Here is an 18603-nt window from a genome sequence, read left to right as displayed (position 1 = left end):
CCTTTCTTCAACGCGATCAGATCGCGTGATCCTTCACGGACCGGACTGCGAAATAACCAATGAGCCAAAGGCAGCTTGCGGCTGCAAGCACAATGAGCGTGTTGACCATGCCAAGCGGGTAGAGGGCGATTTCCGGCTCCCGCGGGGGAACGTAGACGGCGAAATAGCGCTCCTGCTTCTGCGCTTCCTGCATGGCCGTTTCCAGCGCGGCAAGCGACGTCGTGTAGGCCTTGACGGCAAATTCCTGTTCGACGGTGAGTTCGGTGAAGCGGTCGATCATCTCGGGCAGTGCACGGCCGGCTTCCAGGCCGCTGCGCGTTGTCTTGCCGCCCGTGTCTCCCGTCTTGTCGCCGCTGATGCGGTTCTTCTGTTCGACAAGCTGCTCTTCGAGCGCAAGGATCTGCCGCTCGATGACGCGCGCGGATGGGGCGTCCCTGCTGACGGAATCAACCAGCGCCTTGTAGCGGGTGCGCAGTGTCGCCAGTTCCTGCTCGAGCGAACTGATGATCGCTGCTTCCATGGTCGCGACAGCCGTCGGATCGACCGCTTGTTCGGTGATGCGCAGATCCGTGATCTGGCTGCGGATGTTGCGCAGACGCTCCTCCGAACGCGCGACCTGCTGGTTGGCGACCTCGATGAATTGCCTGCGCGATTTGTCGGAGAGCGTGTTGACCAGGTTTTCCGAGACGGTGAGGACTGCATCGGCGATCTGCTTGGCGTCCGACGGCGAGAAGGCAAAGACGCGCATGGTGACGTTGCCGGTCGTCGAATTGTAGCTGATCTCCACCATGTCCCGCCAATAGTCGCGGAACTCGTCCAGAGGCCGGCTCTCATTCTCGCGATAAAGGAAGTCGATCGACGGACGGGAGTAGACGGTCCGGATGTCGAGACCTGTCTGATCCTTGATGTCGGGCAGGATCTGCGCGGAATGGATGTAGTCCGCGACGATGTAGGAGTCACCCGCCTGGACGGACGAGCCGACAAGCCCGGTCAGGCCGAGCGCGTTGAGAGACGCCTGATTGGCTCCCCGGACGGAAAACTGGGTTTCGACCACATATTGCGGTGTCGCCACGAACAGATAGTAGAGGCTGGCGAAAATCGTCGGAAGGATGGCCGCCAGGGCAAAGGAGATCAGGCCCCAGGGCCGTTCCTTCGTCTGCTTGGGAATGTTGGGCAACGTAAGGACGGTGCTGACGATATCGACGGGCGCCCGCGCCCGTGTTTCCGCCCGCGAGCCGAGATTGTCCTCGTCCTGAACGTTCGGATCGATTCGGCGTCGAACCGTTCCTGCGTTCTGCTTGATCTTCACGACCTTCTGCTCTGCTGCGCGCTGGCGGGCGCGGCGTTTGGCGATTTCGAGCAGGCTGCTCGTGTTGTCGGCGACGTGGGTCGGGGTTTCCGCCACGAGGGGCGCTTTCTCATCTTTCACGTCGGCTCACTCTTTCCAACAACAAACGGGGCGTCGCCTATATGCTTGTCGCCGCAACTTATTCGAAATTGCCTTTACAGACAATAAAAATGCCGCGGTGGCCCGGTACCTGCAAGGGCCGCCCGCAGGACGGATAGGGATGGAAAATCCGCCCTTTCTGGCCGGCGCGCATTCCTCGTCGAGCAATCTGGTTATTTTGTGGTCGCCGCCGAAGCGGTGCTCCAGTCGGCGCTCGCGGCGATGAAGTTCGGATTGGCGAAATCCGCGTCGTCCGCCTGGCGGGTCTTGCCGTAGAGGAGGGGGGCGCCGTCGAGCGTGCGGGTGTCTCCGCCGGCTGCGCGCAGCACCGCGTCGCCCGCGGCCGTGTCCCATTCCATGGTGCGGCCGAAGCGGGGATAGACGTCGGCAAGCCCCTCGGCGACGAGGCAGAATTTCAGCGAGGAACCGATCGCCGTGCAGGCGTCGATGCCGTGGTCGTCGAGAAAGCGGGCCGTTTCGGGCGTGGCATGCGAGCGGCTGGCGACGGCCGTCAGGGCATTGCCACGTCGGCGGCAGCCGATTGTCTGCCGTCTGGCGATGGTGGCCTTACCGGTCACCTCGAAGCGTTCCGCCCGCGCGTCGTCGGCGATGAAGCCCGTCGAGAGCGCGGGGGCATAGACGATGCCCGCGACCGGTGCCCGGTCCCGGATCAGGGCGATGTTGACGGTGAATTCGCTGCGCCCGGCGATGAATTCCTTCGTGCCGTCCAGCGGATCGACCAGGAAGAAGGTGCCGCCGGAAATATCCGGCACGCGGCCAGCGGCGACGGCCTCCTCGGCGACGACGGGAATGTCCGGGAAATGCTGCGCAAGCGCGGCAAGAATCAGCCGCTCGGCTTCCTCGTCCGCGGCGGTGACCGGCGATTGGTCCGCCTTGTAAAGGACATCGGCCCCGGCCTTGTGGATAGCCATGATGGCGCTGCCCGCGGCCAGCGCCGCGCTCTCCAAGACTTGCCTCAGTTCCATCCTGTCTGCCTGCATGTTTCCGGTCCGGCTTTCCTGCTGTTGCCATAACGGCGGGACGGCCTGAAAGCAAATGCCCCGTCTTTCCGGCCCTGATAGCAGCATGTGGAAAGACCCGGACCTGGGATGCGACAAGATGACGCCGGACTTGCCGTTTGTGCTGCATATGCGAATGTGGGGCGACTGATCCGGGATTTCGCATGCGCTACTCCGCCCTTTCGATCTTCAAGCAAGCCCTTGCCGGCAACCTCGGCTGGACGCCCGCCTGGCGGGAACCGCAACCGAAACCGCATTATGACGTGATCATCGTCGGCGGCGGCGGGCATGGCCTTGCGACGGCCTATTATCTCGCCCGGGAATTCGGCATCCGCAACGTCGCCGTGGTGGAGAAGGGCTATCTCGGCTCCGGCAATGTCGGACGCAACACGACCATCGTGCGCTCCAACTACATGCTGCCCGGCAACGAGCCGTTCTACGAGTTCTCGCTGAAGCTGTGGGAAGGGCTGGAGCGGGAGCTGAACTACAATGTCATGCTGTCGCAGCGCGGCATCATCAGCCTCTATCACAATGACGGCCAGCGCGATCACTATGTCCGGCGCGGCAATGCCATGATGATGGAGGGCGTGGCGGCCGAGCAGCTCGACCGCGAGACGCTGAAGAAGATGCTGCCCTTCCTCAATTTCGACCATGCGCGCTTCCCGATCATCGGCGGCCTCCTGCAGCGACGCGCCGGCACGGCGCGGCACGATGCCGTGGCCTGGGGTTTTGCGCGCGGCGCGGACCGGCTCGGCGTCGATCTCATCCAGAACTGCGAGGTCACCGGCATCCGCCGGGAAGACGGCTTGGTGACGGGCGTCGAGACGACGAAGGGTTTCATCGGCTGCAACAGGCTGGCGCTCGCGGCGGCCGGCAACACCTCCCGCGTCGGCGAAATGGCGGGGCTGAAGCTGCCGATCGAGAGCCATGTGCTTCAGGCCTTCGTCACCGAAGGGCTGAAGCCATGCATTGACCACGTCATCACCTATGGCGCGGGGCACTTCTACATCTCGCAGTCCGACAAGGGTGGCCTCGTCTTCGGCGCGGAGATCGACGGCTATTCCTCCTATGCCCAGCGCGGCAACCTTGCGACCGCCGAACATGTCATGGAGGAGGGGGTGACGATGATCCCCGGCCTTTCCCGTGTCAGGGTGCTGCGCGCCTGGGGCGGCGTCATGGACATGTCGATGGACGGCTCGCCGATCATCGACCGCACGCCGATCGACAACCTCTATCTCAACTGCGGCTGGTGCTACGGCGGCTTCAAGGCGACGCCCGCCTCCGGCTTCTGTTTCGCGCATCTCATCGCCAAGGGGGAGAGCCACCATGTGGCGCGCGCGCTCAGGCTCGATCGTTTCGAGCGCGGTTTCCCCATCGACGAGGCGGGTGCCGGCACCCAGCCGAACCTGCATTGAGGATACCATGGCGAGCCTGATTTCCTGTCCCCATTGCGGGGTGCGGCCCAAGGAAGAGTTTTCGATCCGCGGCGATGCGACGCCGGTCCGCCCGGCGCCCATGGCCTCGGACGAGGCGTGGAACGATTATGTCCATGTCCGTGCCAATCCGCGCGGGCGCATCCGCGAGCACTGGCAGCATGTCGCCGGCTGCCGGCGCTGGCTGGTGGTCGAGCGGGACAACTTCACCCATGACGTGTTTTCCGTGACGGATGCCGTCGCGACGCGGGGAGGCGCGCAATGACCGCCTATCGCCTCGCCTCCGGTGGCCTCATCGATCGCAGCAACACCATTGGCTTTACCTTCGACGGGGCGAGCCTTTCCGGCCATGCCGGCGATACGCTCGCCTCGGCCTTGCTGGCCAACGACCGGCTGCTCGTCGGACGCAGCTTCAAGTACCATCGCCCGCGCGGCATTGTGACGGCCGGGCCGGCGGAGCCCAACGCGCTGGTCACCATCGGCACGGGCGCGCGGCGCGATCCGAACACGAAGGCGACCGTCGCCGAGCTCTACGACGGGCTTGCCGCCACCAGCCAGAACCGCTGGCCGAGCCTTGCCTTCGATATCGGCGCGGTGAACGACCGCCTGTCGCGCTTCCTCTCCGCCGGCTTCTACTACAAGACCTTCATGTGGCCCGCCGCCTTCTGGGAAAAGGTCTATGAGCCGCTGATCCGCCGGGCTGCCGGCCTCGGCCGCACGGACCTTCCGCGCGATCCCGACGGCTACGAGAAGAGCTGGGCGCATTGCGACCTTCTCGTCGTCGGCTCCGGCCCGGCGGGCCTCGCCGCGGCGCTGGTCGCCGCCCGCTCGGGCCTGCGCGTCATCCTCGCCGAGCAGGATTTCGTCCTCGGCGGTGCGCTCCTGTCGGAGACAACCAGGCTCGACGGCGAGGCGCCGTTCGTCTTTGCCCGGCACGCGCTTGACGAACTGCACGGCCATCCCGGCGTGACGCTACTGCCGCGCACCACGGTCTTCGGCTGGTACGACGACAATGTCTTCGGTGCCGTGGAGCGGGTGCAGAAGCACAGCGCCACGATCGACGCGGCACGGCCGGTCGAGCGCCTGTGGCGTATCGTGGCGAAACACGCGATCCTCGCCACCGGCGCGGAGGAGCGGCCGCTGGTCTTCGGCGGCAACGACCGTCCCGGCATCATGATGGCGAGCGCCGTCAGCACCTATGCCAACCGCTTCGGTGTCGCCGCCGGCCGGTCGGTGGCGATCTTCACCAACGGCTCGTCCGGCTATCGCACGGCCGAGGACCTTTCCGCGCAGGGCGTGGAGATCGCGGCGCTGATCGACAGCCGCACCGATGCCGCGGACCGTGCGCCCGACGGCGTGCGGGTGGTGCGCGGCGGCGGCATCGTCGACACGAAGGGGCGCCGGCGCGTCCGCGCCGTCATTGCCGATCGCGGCGGCTTCGAGGAGATGATCGCCTGCGATGCCGTGGCCATGTCCGGCGGCTGGAGCCCGGTCATCCACCTTGCCTGCCAGCGCGGCGGCAGGCCGGTCTGGTCGCAGGCGCTGCAGGCGTTCCTGGCACCGGAGGCGGGCGACGGTCTCGTCATGGCCGGTGCCGCGGCGGGGCACTACCGGCTTTCCGAATGTCTCGACGATGGCGCACGCAAGGCGTCGGCCATCGTGGAAGCGCTCGGCCGGCCCGTCGCCGGTTTCGAGCGTCCCGTCGTCGGCGAGGAGGTCGATCCGTCCTTCACGGCGCTCTGGCATGTGCCGGGCGCCAGGTCCAAGGCCTTCGTCGACTTCCAGAACGACGTGCACGGCAAGGATCTCGGCCTTGCCCTTCGCGAGGGCTTCGGCCATGTCGAGCATGCCAAGCGCTACACGACGAGCGGCATGGCGACGGACCAGGGCAAGCTCGGCAACGTCAATGCCATCGGCATCCTCGCCGCGATGCGCGGCGTCAGCCCCGCCGAGGTCGGCACCACCACCTTCCGGCCGTTCTACACGCCCGTCTCCTTCGGCGCGCTCGCCGGCTCCTCGCGCGACGAACACGCCATGCCCGTCCGCCGCTCGCCGCTGCATGGCTGGGCGGCGCGCCACGGCGCGGTCTTCATCGATGCCGGGCTCTGGTATCGCTCCTCCTGGTTCCCGAAGGCGGGCGAGAAGACCTGGCGGGAAAGCGTCGACCGCGAGGTCCGGACCGTGCGCGAGCATGCCGGCCTCTGCGATGTCTCGACCCTCGGCAAGATCGAGGTCTTCGGGCCGGATGCCGCCGAGTTCCTGAACCGGCTCTATTGCAATCCCGTGCTGAAGCTTCCCGTCGGCAAGGCCCGCTATGGGCTGATGCTGCGCGAGGACGGCATGGTCTATGACGACGGCACGGTGAGCCGGTTGGCCGAGGAGCATTTCCTCGTCACGACCACCACGGCCATGGCCGCCGGCGTGCTCTCCCATATGGAGTTTGCCGCGCAGGCGCTCTGGCCGGAGCTTCGCGTGCGCTTCCTGTCGGTCTCCGACCAATGGGCGCAGATGTCGATCGCCGGGCCGAAGGCGCGCACGATCCTGCAGGCCGTCGTCGAGGACGATCTCTCGAATGCGGCCTTCCCGTTCCTTGCCGCCCGCGAGGTGCGGCTGAAGGGCAACCTCAAGGCGCGGCTCTTCCGCATCTCCTTCTCCGGCGAGCTCGCCTATGAGCTGGCGGTGCCGGCGGGTTATGGCGAGGCGGTGGCCGACGCGCTGATGCGGGCGGGCGAACCGCAGGGCCTCTGCGCCTATGGCGTCGAGGCGCTCAACGTGCTGCGCATCGAGAAGGGCCATGTCACCCATGCCGAGCTCGATGGCCGCGTGACGCCCGACGATGCCGGCCTCGGCCGCATGATGGGCACCGGCAAGCCGGATTTCATCGGCAAGCGGCTCTCCACCCGCTTCGGCCTGACGGCCGCCGACCGCGCCCAGCTCGTCGGCCTGAAGGCACTGGAGGCGGACAAGGACATGCGCGCCGGCGCACATCTTCTCAAGGACGGTGCCAAGCCCTCGACGATCAACGACCAGGGCTGGGTCAGCTCCGTCTGCTTCTCGCCGACGCTCGGGACCCATATCGCTCTTGCCTTCCTGAAATCGGGCCGGGAGCGCTATGGCGAGAAGATCGTCGTCTGGGACAAGCTGCGGGGCGTGGAGACGTTCGCCGAAGTCTGCGATCCGGTCTTCGTCGATCCGGAAAACCGCAAGCTGATGGCGTGAGGGGAAGGCTATGGCTTACGACTATCAGGCAGTACACGCGCTGGACGGCACGATCGGGGCGGTCCCCGGCCAGCGGGCCAACCACCTCGCCGTCCACCGCGCCACGGCCATCGCCGTCGTGCTGGCGGCACCCGGCCATGGCGCCGAAGCAGCCGGCATTCTCGTCGCCGACGGCGCGTTCGAGGCCCGCTTCTGCGGCCCGGGCGAATGGCTGGTGCTGTCGGAGGTGCACGCGCCCGAAACGCTCGTCGCCGAGCTTTCCGTCCGGCTCGGCGCCTTCGCCTTCGTGGTCGACCAGAGCCACGGCCGCGTCGCGCTGACGCTGTCCGGGCCTGATGCCGCGCGCATCCTGGCGAACGGCATCGCCGTCGATCTGCATCCCGGGGCCTTTGCCGTCGGGCGTGCGGCAACCATGCTATGCAATCATCTTTCGGTCAATCTCGCCCGCACCGGCGTCGATCGTTTCGATCTCGTGGTGATGCGCAGCTTTGCCGAGGCGTTTGTCGCCGATCTCAAGCTCATGGCGCGCAGCCATGATCTCTCCGTCGATTTCGCCACCCGCTGACAAAAACTTCCGGAGCGACATGGCGCTTCGCACCTCGGGCTTGCCGGGCATCCGGGGAACCCAATAGGCTGCATTCCGCGCCGCATCGAATTCCCTTCAACCCGTCGAAAGCCGGAGTTTCCATGAAGAGCCATGCAAGGGTCGTCGTTATCGGGGGCGGCGTCGTCGGCTGCTCCGTCCTCTATCACCTCACGAAATTCGGCTGGACCGATGTCGTGCTCGTCGAGCGCTCGGAGCTCACCTCCGGCTCGACCTGGCATGCGGCCGGCGGCATGCACACGATCAACGGCGACCCGAACGTCGCCAAGCTGCAGAAATACACGGTCGAACTCTATAAAGAGATTCAGGACTATTCCGGCCAGGACATCGGCCTGCACATGACCTCCGGCATGATGCTGGCATCGACCAAGGATCGCTTCGACTGGATGAAGTCGATCCTCGCCAAGGGGCGCTATATGGGCCTCGATGCGCATCTCCTCACGCCGAAGGAGGCGCATGAGCTGATGCCGCTGCTCGACCCCGACCAGTTCGTCGGCGCGGTGTTCGATCCTGTCGAGGGCCATCTTGACCCCTATGGCACGACGCACGCCTATGCCAAGTCGGCCAAGAAGAACGGCGCGGAGATCTATCTCCACACCAAGGTGGAAGACCTCGTGCAGCGCGAGGACGGCAGTTGGCGCGTCATCACCGACAAGGGCGAGATCGTCGCCGAGCATGTCGTCAATTGCGGCGGGCTCTGGGCGCGCGAGATCGGCCGCATGGTCGGCCTCGAACTGCCCGTCCTTGCCATGGAGCATATGTATCTCATCACCGAGGACATGCCCGAGGTCATCGAGTTCAACCGGACGCATGGCAAGGAGCTGATGCACTGCGTCGACTTCGACGGCGAGATCTATCTGCGCCAGGAGCGCAACGGCATGCTGATGGGCACCTATGAAAAGGCCTGCCGGCCCTGGTCGCCGCTCACCACGCCCTGGGATTTCGGCCATGAACTGCTGGAAGAGGACATTGCGCGAATCACCCCGGAGCTGGAAGTCGGCTTCCGGCACTTCCCCGCCTTCAACACGGCCGGTATCAGGAAGATCATCAACGGCCCCTTCACCTTCTCGCCGGACGGCAACCCGCTCGTCGGGCCCGTGCGCGGCATGACGAACTTCTGGTCCGCCTGCGCCGTCATGGCCGGCTTCAGCCAGGGCGGTGGCGTGGGCCTGGCGCTCGCCAACTGGATGATCAACGGCGATCCCGGCTTCGACGTCTTCGCGATGGATGTCGCGCGCTACGGCGACTATGCGACGCTCGCCTATACCAATGCCAAGGTACGCGAGAACTACTCGCGCCGCTTCTCCATCCGCTATCCCAACGAGGAGCTGCCGGCGGGCCGGCCGCTGCAGACGACGCCGATCTACGACAGGCTGAAGGCGGCCGGTGCCGTCTTCGGGGCATCCTATGGCCTGGAGCAGCCGCTGTGGTTCGCGCCTGAAGGCGTGGAGGACCGGTTCTCCTGGCGCCGCTCGACGGATTTCGAGACCGTCGGCGCGGAAGCCCGCGCGGTGCGCGAGGGCGTCGGCCTGATGGAGACCTCGGGCTTTGCGAAATATGCGGTGAAGGGCAGGGGCGTGGCGGCCTGGCTCGACCGGCTGCTCGCCTGCCGCCTGCCGGAAACGGGGCGCATGACGCTTGCGCCCATGCTGAAGGACGACGGAAAGCTCATCGGCGATTTCACGCTCGCCAAGCTCGGCGAGGGGGACTTCCTGCTGATCGGCTCGGGCATTGCCGAGGACTACCACATGCGCTGGTTCGAGACGCACCTGCCGCGGGACGGTTCCGTGACGCTGGAGGCGCTGAACCTTTCGCTCGTCGGCCTTGCCATCGCGGGACCGAAGGCGCGCGACGTGCTGGCGAAGCTGACGCACCGGGATGTTTCGAGCGAGGCCTTCCCCTTCATGGCGGTGCGCCGGATGGATCTCGGCATGGCGCCGGCCATCGTCGGGCGCGTCAGCTATACGGGCGATCTCGGCTACGAGATCTGGATGAAGCCGCAATACCAGCGCTATCTCTACGACCTCATCCTCGAAGCCGGGGCCGAATTCGGCATCCGCCTGTTCGGTCTCAGGGCGCTCAACGCCCTGCGCCTCGAAAAATCCTACGGCAGCTGGTCGCGCGAATATCGCCCGCTCTACGGCCCTGTCGAGGCGGGGCTGGAGCGATTCGTGGCGACCGGCAAGGCGGCCGACTTCATCGGCAGGGATGCGGCAAGGGCAGAGCGGGAAACGGGCGGTGCGCTCCGCCTGCGCACCTTCGTCGTCGCGGCGAAGGATGCCGATGTCATCGGCGACGAGCCGATCTATCTCGACGGCGCGGTGCGCGGCTGGGTGACCTCGGGCGGCTATGCCCATGCCGCCGGCCTTTCGGTCGCGGTCGGCTATGTGCCGAAGGAGATCGCCGATGTCGAAACCGGCTGGTCGATCGAGCTTCTCGGCGAGATGCTGCCGGCGCGCCTGCAGGCCGAGCCGCTGTTCGATCCCTCCGGTGCGCGCATGCGCGGCTGATTTGCTCCGGCCCGTGCGGCGATGTGCCATGCCGGGACATCGCCGCTTGCGACTTTCGTGCATCTTTTTGGGCAAAAGCGCCGCTTCTCGTGCCGATTTTTTGGTTTTCCCGGCGCCAAATGCGCCATTTAACCGTCCTTGCTAAAGAAATTGTCGATCCAGGCTTTTTGGGCTTCCCTTTTGTATCGAAAGCGGTATGGAATCCGGACTGTCTAACAAGCTCGAAAAAAGAGCGACAAGAACAAGAGATGCGGCCCTCAGGAACCGCATCCGGGGGATAGCAAATGGAATATTTCGTCCAGCAGCTCGTTAATGGGCTGACGCTTGGATCTATTTATGGTTTGATAGCCATCGGCTACACCATGGTTTACGGCATCATCGGCATGATCAATTTCGCCCATGGCGATATCTTCATGCTGGGCGGATTTGCCGCTCTCATCGTCTTCCTCGTCCTCACCAGCGTGTTCGTCGGCCTTCCGGTCGTCCTCCTGCTGCTGGTCATGATCGCCGCGGCCATGCTGACGGCGTCCTTGTGGAACTGGACGATCGAAAAGATGGCCTACCGGCCGCTGCGCGGCTCGTTCCGCCTGGCGCCGCTGATCACCGCAATCGGCATGTCGATCGCGCTGTCGAACTTCATCCAGGTCACGCAAGGTCCGCGCAACAAGCCGATCCCGCCGCTGGTGTCGTCGGTCTACAACGTCTTCGGCATCTCGATCTCGCTGAAGCAGTTGATCATCATGCTCCTGACGGTCATCCTGCTCACGACCTTCTGGTACATCGTCAACAAGACTTCGCTCGGCCGCGCCCAGCGCGCGACGGAGCAGGATCGCAAGATGGCGGCGCTGCTCGGCATCGACGTCGACCGGACGATCTCGGTGACCTTCATCATGGGCGCCTCGCTCGCCGCCGTCGCCGGTACCATGTACCTGATGTATTACGGCGTGACCGTCTTCACCGACGGCTTCATTCCGGGCGTCAAGGCCTTCACGGCTGCGGTTCTCGGCGGTATCGGCTCGCTTCCGGGCGCCGTGCTCGGCGGCTTGCTCATCGGCCTCATCGAGAGCCTCTGGTCCGCCTACTTCACCATCGACTACAAGGACGTCGCGACGTTCTCCATCCTCGCCATCGTCCTGATCTTCAAGCCGTCCGGCATTCTCGGACGACCGGAAGTCGAGAAGGTTTGATCCATGTCCAACATTTCGAACACTCATGAGCGCGCCGGCGGTAACCTGACGGCGCAGGCTCTGCGCGAGGGCCTTTTTGCCGGCCTCGTCGCGCTCGGCCTCTTCGTCCTCTTCGTCGGTCTCGAGACCACGCAGAACATCCGCAACGAGCTTGTGCTGAACCAGCGCTGGGGGCTGCTCGCGATCTTCGTGATCGTCGCCGCCGTCGGCCGTTTCCTCTCCGTCGCCTACCTGCGCCCCTGGGCCGCTGCCCGCAAGGCGGCCGCCGCGGCCAAGCCGGTGGAAGGCGAGGAAAGCTTCTTCAAGCGCAATTTCAGCAAGATCGCCATCGTCGCGCTGATCTTCTATCCGCCGATCATGGTCATGCTCTTCGGCGTGCAGGGCTCGCTGAAATGGGTCGACAATTTCGGCATCCAGATCCTCATCTACGTGATGCTGGCCTGGGGGCTCAACATCGTCGTCGGCCTTGCCGGCCTGCTCGACCTCGGCTACGTCGCGTTCTATGCGGTCGGCGCCTATTCCTATGCGCTGCTTTCGCAGCAGTTCGGCTTCTCCTTCTGGATCCTGTTGCCGCTCGCCGGCATCCTCGCCGCCTTCTGGGGCATGATCCTCGGCTTCCCGGTGCTGCGCCTGAAGGGCGACTATCTCGCCATCGTGACGCTGGCCTTCGGTGAGATCATCCGTCTCGTGCTGATCAACTGGACGGAAGTGACCCGCGGCACCTTCGGCGTCTCCGGCATTCCCAAGGCCTCGGTCTTCGGAATCTGGTCGTTCGACGTCAGCGCGCCGAACAACTTCGCCAAGGCCTTCGACCTGCCGATGTCCTCGGCCTACTACAAGATCTTCCTCTTCTATCTCATCCTGGCGCTGGCGCTGCTCACCGCCTATGTGACGATCCGCCTGCGCCGCATGCCGATCGGCCGCGCCTGGGAAGCGTTGCGCGAGGACGAGATCGCCTGCCGTTCGCTCGGCATCAACACGGTGACGACCAAGCTGACGGCTTTCTCCATCGGCGCGATGTTCGGCGGTTTTGCCGGCTCCTTCTTCGCCGTGCGCCAGGGCTTCGTCTCGCCGGAAAGCTTCGTCTTCCTCGAATCGGCGATCATCCTCGCCATCGTGGTCCTCGGCGGCATGGGTTCGCTCGTCGGCATCGCCGTCGCGGCGGCCGTGATGGTCGGCGGCACCGAGCTCCTGCGCGAGATGACCTTCCTGAAGCAGATCTTCGGGCCCGACTTCACGCCGGAACTCTACCGCATGCTGATCTTCGGCCTCGCCATGGTCACCGTCATGGTCTGGAAGCCGCGCGGCTTCGTCGGAAGCCGTGAGCCGACCGCCTTCCTCAGGGAGCGCAAGGCGGTCTCCGGCAGCTTCACCAAGGAAGGGCACGGCTGATGGCCCTCGGTGCGAACACGGTAGCGACGAACACGATGACGAACGATCCCATCCTCACGGTCGAGCATCTGTCGATGCGCTTCGGCGGCCTCATGGCCATCAACGACCTGTCCTTCGAGGCCCAGCGCGGCGAGATCACGGCCCTCATCGGCCCGAACGGCGCCGGCAAGACCACGGTCTTCAACTGCGTCACCGGCTTCTACAAGCCGACCATGGGCATGATCACCATGCGCCAGAAGGCGGGCAAGGAGTTCCTTCTGGAACGCATGACCGACTTCGAGATCACCCGCGATGCGAAGGTGGCGCGCACCTTCCAGAACATCCGGCTCTTCTCGGGCCTGACGGTTCTGGAGAACCTGCTCGTCGCCCAGCACAACATGCTGATGAAGGCCTCCGGCTACACGATCCTCGGCCTGCTCGGTTTCCCGACCTACAAGAAGGCCTCGGCCGAATCGATCGAGATCGCCAAGCACTGGCTGGAGAAGGCGCATCTCATCGAGCGCGCGGACGATCCGGCCGGCGACCTGCCCTATGGCGCGCAGCGGCGCCTCGAAATCGCTCGCGCCATGTGCACGGGGCCGGAATTCCTGTGCCTCGACGAACCGGCGGCGGGCCTCAACCCGCGCGAGTCGCTCGCGCTCAACGAACTCCTGCGTTCCATCCGCAAGGACAGCGGCACGTCGATCCTGCTCATCGAGCACGACATGTCGGTCGTCATGGAAATCTCCGACCACGTGGTCGTGCTCGAATACGGGCAGAAGATCTCCGACGGCACGCCGGACCATGTGAAGAACGATCCGAAGGTTATCGCGGCCTATCTCGGTGTCGAAGATGATGAGGTCGAAGAGGTGATCGAGGAAATCGAGGTGATCGCGGAGAGCGAAGGCACTGAGGGAGGATCGCACTGATGAGCGATACACTTCTCAGCGTCCAGGGCGTGCAGACCTATTACGGCAATATCCGTGCGCTGGCCGGGGTCGATGTCGAGGTGAAGAAGGGCGAGATCGTCTCGCTGATCGGCGCGAACGGCGCCGGCAAGTCGACCCTGATGATGACGATCTGCGGCAGCCCGCAGGCCCGTACGGGCACCGTCACCTTCGACGGCGAGGACATTACCCGCCTGCCGACGCATCTCATCGCCCGCCGCCGCATCGCGCAGTCGCCGGAAGGACGCCGCATCTTCCCGCGCATGACGGTCTATGAAAATCTCCAGATGGGCGCGAGCCTCGACAATCTGAAGTATTTCAACGAGGACGTGGAAAAGATCTTCACGCTCTTCCCGCGCCTCAAGGAACGCCAGGGCCAGCGCGGCGGCACGCTTTCGGGCGGCGAGCAGCAGATGCTCTCCATCGGCCGTGCGCTGATGGCGCGTCCGAAGCTCCTGCTGCTCGACGAGCCCTCGCTCGGCCTTGCGCCGCTGATCGTCAAGGGCATCTTCGACGCGATCAAGAAGCTCAACCAGAACGAGGGGCTTACCGTGTTCCTCGTCGAGCAGAACGCCTTCGCCGCCCTCAAGCTCTCCGACAGGGCCTATGTAATGGTCAACGGCCAGGTGACGATGAGCGGTTCGGGCAAGGAACTTCTGGCCAATCCGGAAGTGCGCGCCGCCTATCTCGAAGGCGGCCGGCACTGAGGACGGTCCCGCGCAGGACCCGCAAGGATCCTGCGCCGATCCTAGGTTTTACGGCGGCTGGCGCATATCCTGCGGGAGGCCCGGCCCTGTAAGGGGAGTATGTATTATGCAGGGAATTCTCTACGAAGAACCGTCGATCTGGCAGTTCCTGTTCATCACCGTCATCATGGGCGGCTGGACGGCCTGGCGCACGGGAAAGAGCGTCGCCGAGAACTGGCAGAGCTACACGACGCTGGTGATTTACGTGCTTCTGCTCGGCGGGGCGATCCGTTTCATCCACCACGCGCTGTTCCACGGCACCATGCTGACGGTGCAATACTATGTCGTGGACACCGTCGTGCTTTTGTTGTTTGCTACGCTCGGCTACCGCTATTACCGCACGCGGCAGATGACCAACAACTACTACTGGCTCTATGAAAAGGCATCGCCCTTTTCCTGGAAAGCGAAATAACCAGAGGGAAGCCCGCGCCCGGTTTTCGGGCGCGGCATAACGATATCGGCGCAATGATGCGGGTGTTGCGACCGGTTGAAACGAGCCCGCTTTTAAATTTGGGAGTAACAATATGAAGAAGTCTCTCATGTCGGCTGTTGCTTTGGCTGCAATGGTCGCCTTCAGCGGCAGCGCCTGGGCCGACATCCTGATCGGCGTCGGCGGCCCGCTGACCGGCCCGAACGCCGCCTTCGGCGCGCAGCTTCAGAAGGGTGCCGAGCAGGCCGCTGCCGACATCAACGCAGCCGGTGGCATCAACGGCGAGCAGGTCAAGATCGTGCTCGGCGACGACGTTTCCGATCCGAAGCAGGGCGTTTCGGTCGCCAACAAGTTCGTTGCCGACGGTGTGAAGTTCGTGGTCGGCCACTTCAACTCGGGCGTTTCCATCCCGGCATCCGAAATCTACGCTGAAAACGGCGTGCTGCAGGTTTCCCCGGCCTCGACCAACCCGACCTATACCGAGCGCGGCCTGTGGAACACGTTCCGCGTGTGCGGCCGTGACGACCAGCAGGGTGCCGTCGCAGGCGCCTTCATCGCGGCGAACTTCAAGGACGCCAAGGTCGCCGTCCTGCACGACAAGACGCCGTACGGCCAGGGCCTTGCCGACGAAACCAAGAAGGCGACGAACGAAGCCGGCATCACCGAAGCCATCTATGAAGGCGTCAATGTCGGCGACAAGGACTTCTCCGCTCTCATCGCGAAGATGAAGGAAGCCGGCGTAACGGTCGTCTACTGGGGCGGCCTGCACACCGAGTTCGGCCTCATCGAGCGCCAGTCCGCCGACCAGGGCCTGAAGGCCACCTTCATCTCGGGCGACGGTATCGTTTCGAACGAACTGGCCTCCATCGCCGGCGACGCCGTCGACGGCACGCTGATGACCTTCGCTCCCGATCCGCGCAAGAACGAGGCCGCCAAGGATCTCGTCGAGAAGTTCCGCGCTGCCGGCTTCGAGCCGGAAGCCTACACGCTCTATGCGTATGCTGCCGTTCAGGTCATCGCTGAAGGCGCCAAGTCTGCCGGCGGCACCGACCCGCAGGCAATCGCGGAAGCCATCAAGGCCAACGGTCCGTTCCAGACCGCGATCGGCGAGCTCGGCTTCGACGAAAAGGGCGACATCACCCGTCCGGACTACGTCATGTACACCTGGAAGAAGGGTGAAGACGGCAAGTACACCTACGTGGAGAACGAATAATCGTTCCGACGGAACGGGCGGCGCATTGCACGCCGCCCGGCCGCTCGACCTTGAGCCCGGCCTTCGTGCCGGGCTTTTTTGTCGCCGGCCGGACTTTGCGACGGCGATGTGGCGTCGGGCAGGGCTTGCGCGGCAGGGCGCCCTGATGGAACGTGCAACAAGGGATGACTGGGCGCGGCCCATGTCCCAACATCCGGTATCGAATGCCATGAACGTCTATGCGGAACCACCATCTGGTCATGAAGGCAACGCTCTTTCCGGGCGCCTGCAGCGCGCGCGCGGACATGGGCGGCTGGCTGCGAAGGCCTCTGCCGACGGCACGCGGCTTGACGTGCTCTTCCAGGATGGCTGCGCCAAGATACGTCTGCCGAAGACCTTCGACGGTGCGATGGAGGCGGTGCTGATCAACACGGCCGGCGGGCTCACCGGCGGGGACCATATCGCCTGGGACCTGGAGGCCCGGGCCGGAACGCGCCTGACGGCGACGACGCAGGCCTGCGAACGCGCCTACAAGGCGCATGCCGCCACGGCGACGGTCGAAACCCGCATTGCCGTCGGCGCGGGGGCGCGGGTCGACTGGCTGCCGCAGGAGACCATTCTTTTCGATCGGGCGGCGCTCAGCCGCCGGCTGGAGGTGGATCTTGCCGAGGACGCCACGTTCCTCGCGGTCGAGGCCATCCTGCTCGGCCGAAAGGCGATGGGGGAGCGGATGGAGACGGGGCTTTTCCGCGATCGCTGGCGCATCCGCCGCGCCGGCCGGCTGGTCCATGCGGAGGAAACCGCCCTTGCCGGCGAGGTTGCGACGCTGGCGGGCGAGGGGGCGGTGCTGGCCGGCGCCCGTGCCTTCGCGACCGTGCTCTTCTGCGGCCGGGCTGCCGAGGCGCATCTGGCGCCGCTGCGCCGGCTTTTGGCCGATGGGGAGGGCGGCGCCAGCCAGTGGCAGGACAAGCTGGTCCTGCGCCTCGTCGCGCCCGATGGCTTTGCGCTCAGAAAAAAGCTCATCCCGATCATTTCGCACTTGCGTGGTGGCGCTGGCGTGCCGAAAGTCTGGACTCTCTGATCCGCGCGGTTTCGCGCCGGGTTCCTGTTTTGCGTATGTCGTGCGCGCAAAACCCCTGCTTAGTATCGCACGATAGGAATCAAGCGATGGACCGCCCATGAACCTGACCCCCCGCGAAAAGGACAAACTGCTGATCGCCATGGCGGCGATCGTGGCGCGCAAGCGGCTGGAGCGCGGCGTGAAGCTCAACCATCCCGAGGCGATCGCGCTGATCACCGATTTCGTCGTCGAGGGCGCGCGCGACGGCCGGGCCGTCGCCGAGCTGATGGAGGCGGGCGCCCATGTGCTGACGCGCGACCAGGTGATGGAGGGCATTCCCGAGATGATCCACGACATCCAGGTCGAGGCGACCTTTCCCGACGGCACGAAGCTCGTGACCGTGCACGAACCGATCAGGTGAGACCATGCTGGACCTTCGACCGAACTGCGAATGCTGCGACCGCGACCTGCCGCCGGAAAGCCCGCAGGCGATGATCTGCACGTTCGAATGCACCTTCTGCGCCGATTGCGTGACGACCGTTCTGGGCGGTGTCTGCCCGAACTGCGGCGGCGACTTCGTGCGCCGGCCGATCCGGCCCGCGGCACTGCTCGCAAAATATCCGGCATCCACCAGGCGGGTCCTGAAAGCCGAAGGCTGCGGGCCGGCCGCAGCAGCGTGAGGAAAGAGCCATGATTCCCGGTGAAGTCATCGCCGCTTCAGGCGATATCGAACTCAATGCCGGCCTGCCGGTCACCACCCTCGACGTTTCCAATACCGGTGACAGGCCGATCCAGGTCGGCAGCCACTACCATTTCTACGAGACCAATCCGGGCCTCGCCTTCGACCGGGAGAAGACGCGGGGCCTGCGCCTCGACATCCCCGCCGGCACGGCGGTGCGCTTCGAGCCGGGACAGACCCGCACGGTCCATCTCGTCCCCTTTGCCGGCAAGCGCGAGATCTACGGTTTCCGCCAGGGCGTGATGGGGAAGCTCTGACATGGTAACGCGCTTCCGCCTCATGCTCGCCGCGGCGTTTCTTCTGCTCTCCGCCCCGCTGGCCGTCGCCCAGGACGGCGAGCCGGAGGTCGATTGCGAAAACGCCCAGGCGCAGATCGAGATGAACATCTGCGCCGACCGCGACTACCTGGCTGCCGACGGCGAGCTGAATGCCGCCTACAAGGCGGCCATGGCCGCGGCACGCGAGATGGACGAACAGGCCGGGGAGATGGGCGAGCACTATGTCGGCGCCGTCGATGCGCTGAAGCGCGCCCAGCGCGCCTGGATCGGCTACCGGGACGGCCAGTGCGAACTGGCCGGCTTCGAGGCGCGCGGCGGCTCGATGGAGCCGATGCTGGTCTCCGGCTGCCTTGCCGATCTGACACGCAAGCGCACGGCCGAACTGAAGGCCGTCTCCGCGATCTCCGGAAATTGAGGAGGC

Annotated in this window: 18 protein-coding genes; 16 read left to right on the top strand and 2 right to left on the bottom strand. The window is 65.1% G+C overall.

What is annotated here, in order from left to right; all coding sequences use genetic code 11:
• Positions 1-16: 16 nt before the first annotated feature.
• Together shn_RS14440 and cysQ are read right to left on the bottom strand one after the other, a co-directional pair.
• Complete coding sequence (locus tag shn_RS14440; protein ID WP_133035756.1) at positions 17-1429, bottom strand: hypothetical protein; 1413 nt, start codon at positions 1427-1429, stop codon at positions 17-19.
• Positions 1430-1620: 191 nt separating this feature from the next.
• On the bottom strand, positions 1621-2427 hold the full coding sequence (cysQ, locus tag shn_RS14435; RefSeq protein ID WP_064332614.1) for a 3'(2'),5'-bisphosphate nucleotidase CysQ: 807 nt from the start codon (positions 2425-2427) through the stop codon (positions 1621-1623).
• A gap of 203 nt (positions 2428-2630) precedes the next feature.
• On the opposite strand from cysQ, the gene shn_RS14430 reads away from it, so the two are divergent.
• The 16 genes from shn_RS14430 to shn_RS14355 all read left to right on the top strand — a co-directional run bounded on the left by shn_RS14430 (position 2631) and on the right by shn_RS14355 (position 18597).
• A complete protein-coding gene (locus tag shn_RS14430; protein ID WP_064331025.1) occupies positions 2631-3881 on the top strand; it encodes a sarcosine oxidase subunit beta family protein in 1251 nt (416 codons plus the stop codon).
• A 7-nt stretch (positions 3882-3888) separates the two neighbouring features.
• Positions 3889-4164 carry a sarcosine oxidase subunit delta gene (locus shn_RS14425; RefSeq protein ID WP_064331024.1) on the top strand — a complete coding sequence of 92 codons (276 nt, stop codon included), beginning with the start codon at positions 3889-3891 and terminating at the stop codon, positions 4162-4164.
• On the top strand, positions 4161-7118 hold the full coding sequence (locus shn_RS14420; RefSeq protein WP_064331023.1) for a sarcosine oxidase subunit alpha family protein: 2958 nt from the start codon (positions 4161-4163) through the stop codon (positions 7116-7118). The genes shn_RS14425 and shn_RS14420 overlap by 4 nt, the downstream gene beginning before the upstream one ends.
• 10 nt (positions 7119-7128) lie before the next feature.
• The gene (locus shn_RS14415) at positions 7129-7683 is read left to right on the top strand and encodes a sarcosine oxidase subunit gamma (protein ID WP_064331022.1); all 555 of its coding nucleotides are present in this window, start codon (positions 7129-7131) and stop codon (positions 7681-7683) included.
• A 122-nt stretch (positions 7684-7805) separates the two neighbouring features.
• Entirely contained in the window at positions 7806-10232 is a 2427-nt protein-coding gene (locus tag shn_RS14410; protein WP_064331021.1) for an FAD-dependent oxidoreductase, read from the top strand.
• Between the two features lie 284 nt (positions 10233-10516).
• Positions 10517-11419 carry a branched-chain amino acid ABC transporter permease gene (locus shn_RS14405; RefSeq protein ID WP_064331020.1) on the top strand — a complete coding sequence of 301 codons (903 nt, stop codon included), beginning with the start codon at positions 10517-10519 and terminating at the stop codon, positions 11417-11419.
• Positions 11420-11422: 3 nt separating this feature from the next.
• Positions 11423-12811 carry a high-affinity branched-chain amino acid ABC transporter permease LivM gene (livM, locus tag shn_RS14400; RefSeq protein ID WP_064331019.1) on the top strand — a complete coding sequence of 463 codons (1389 nt, stop codon included), beginning with the start codon at positions 11423-11425 and terminating at the stop codon, positions 12809-12811.
• Entirely contained in the window at positions 12811-13719 is a 909-nt protein-coding gene (locus shn_RS14395) for an ABC transporter ATP-binding protein (protein ID WP_064331018.1), read from the top strand. The genes livM and shn_RS14395 overlap by 1 nt, the downstream gene beginning before the upstream one ends.
• A complete protein-coding gene (locus tag shn_RS14390) occupies positions 13719-14444 on the top strand; it encodes an ABC transporter ATP-binding protein (RefSeq protein WP_064331017.1) in 726 nt (241 codons plus the stop codon). Before shn_RS14395 ends, shn_RS14390 begins: the two co-directional genes overlap by 1 nt.
• 106 nt (positions 14445-14550) lie before the next feature.
• Positions 14551-14895 (top strand): DUF6867 family protein, encoded by a 345-nt coding sequence (locus shn_RS14385; protein ID WP_064331016.1) that lies wholly within the window; start codon positions 14551-14553, stop codon positions 14893-14895.
• 112 nt (positions 14896-15007) lie between these two features.
• Entirely contained in the window at positions 15008-16126 is a 1119-nt protein-coding gene (locus tag shn_RS14380; RefSeq protein WP_064331015.1) for a branched-chain amino acid ABC transporter substrate-binding protein, read from the top strand.
• A gap of 208 nt (positions 16127-16334) precedes the next feature.
• Positions 16335-17186: an urease accessory protein UreD gene (locus shn_RS14375; RefSeq protein WP_064332613.1), complete on the top strand. Its 852-nt coding sequence runs from the start codon at positions 16335-16337 to the stop codon at positions 17184-17186.
• Positions 17187-17283: 97 nt separating this feature from the next.
• The gene (locus shn_RS14370) at positions 17284-17586 is read left to right on the top strand and encodes an urease subunit gamma (protein WP_064331014.1); all 303 of its coding nucleotides are present in this window, start codon (positions 17284-17286) and stop codon (positions 17584-17586) included.
• 4 nt (positions 17587-17590) lie between these two features.
• Positions 17591-17845: a DUF1272 domain-containing protein gene (locus shn_RS14365; protein ID WP_064331013.1), complete on the top strand. Its 255-nt coding sequence runs from the start codon at positions 17591-17593 to the stop codon at positions 17843-17845.
• Positions 17846-17855: 10 nt separating this feature from the next.
• The gene (locus tag shn_RS14360) at positions 17856-18161 is read left to right on the top strand and encodes an urease subunit beta (protein ID WP_064331012.1); all 306 of its coding nucleotides are present in this window, start codon (positions 17856-17858) and stop codon (positions 18159-18161) included.
• A gap of 1 nt (position 18162) precedes the next feature.
• On the top strand, positions 18163-18597 hold the full coding sequence (locus tag shn_RS14355) for a lysozyme inhibitor LprI family protein (RefSeq protein ID WP_371328565.1): 435 nt from the start codon (positions 18163-18165) through the stop codon (positions 18595-18597).
• The last annotated feature ends 6 nt before the right edge of the window (positions 18598-18603 follow it).

Origin of the sequence: Shinella sp. HZN7, from assembly GCF_001652565.1 — a bacterium.
Taxonomy (GTDB): Bacteria; Pseudomonadota; Alphaproteobacteria; order Rhizobiales; family Rhizobiaceae; genus Shinella; species Shinella granuli.
Note: the sequence above shows the minus strand (reverse complement) of the source record. Positions and strands in the feature narration are given on the sequence as shown.

Excerpts from the sequence above, each read along its gene's own strand:
- shn_RS14430 (WP_064331025.1), top strand. The coding sequence starts at position 2,631 with ATGCGCTACTCCGCCCTTTCGATCTTCAAGCAAGCCCTTGCCGGCAAC.
- shn_RS14425 (WP_064331024.1), top strand. The coding sequence starts at position 3,889 with ATGGCGAGCCTGATTTCCTGTCCCCATTGCGGGGTGCGGCCCAAGGAA.
- shn_RS14420 (WP_064331023.1), top strand. The coding sequence starts at position 4,161 with ATGACCGCCTATCGCCTCGCCTCCGGTGGCCTCATCGATCGCAGCAAC.
- shn_RS14415 (WP_064331022.1), top strand. The coding sequence starts at position 7,129 with ATGGCTTACGACTATCAGGCAGTACACGCGCTGGACGGCACGATCGGG.
- shn_RS14410 (WP_064331021.1), top strand. The coding sequence starts at position 7,806 with ATGAAGAGCCATGCAAGGGTCGTCGTTATCGGGGGCGGCGTCGTCGGC.
- shn_RS14405 (WP_064331020.1), top strand. The coding sequence starts at position 10,517 with ATGGAATATTTCGTCCAGCAGCTCGTTAATGGGCTGACGCTTGGATCT.
- livM (WP_064331019.1), top strand. The coding sequence starts at position 11,423 with ATGTCCAACATTTCGAACACTCATGAGCGCGCCGGCGGTAACCTGACG.
- shn_RS14395 (WP_064331018.1), top strand. The coding sequence starts at position 12,811 with ATGGCCCTCGGTGCGAACACGGTAGCGACGAACACGATGACGAACGAT.
- shn_RS14390 (WP_064331017.1), top strand. The coding sequence starts at position 13,719 with ATGAGCGATACACTTCTCAGCGTCCAGGGCGTGCAGACCTATTACGGC.
- shn_RS14385 (WP_064331016.1), top strand. The coding sequence starts at position 14,551 with ATGCAGGGAATTCTCTACGAAGAACCGTCGATCTGGCAGTTCCTGTTC.
- shn_RS14380 (WP_064331015.1), top strand. The coding sequence starts at position 15,008 with ATGAAGAAGTCTCTCATGTCGGCTGTTGCTTTGGCTGCAATGGTCGCC.
- shn_RS14375 (WP_064332613.1), top strand. The coding sequence starts at position 16,335 with ATGAACGTCTATGCGGAACCACCATCTGGTCATGAAGGCAACGCTCTT.
- shn_RS14370 (WP_064331014.1), top strand. The coding sequence starts at position 17,284 with ATGAACCTGACCCCCCGCGAAAAGGACAAACTGCTGATCGCCATGGCG.
- shn_RS14365 (WP_064331013.1), top strand. The coding sequence starts at position 17,591 with ATGCTGGACCTTCGACCGAACTGCGAATGCTGCGACCGCGACCTGCCG.
- shn_RS14360 (WP_064331012.1), top strand. The coding sequence starts at position 17,856 with ATGATTCCCGGTGAAGTCATCGCCGCTTCAGGCGATATCGAACTCAAT.
- shn_RS14355 (WP_371328565.1), top strand. The coding sequence starts at position 18,163 with ATGGTAACGCGCTTCCGCCTCATGCTCGCCGCGGCGTTTCTTCTGCTC.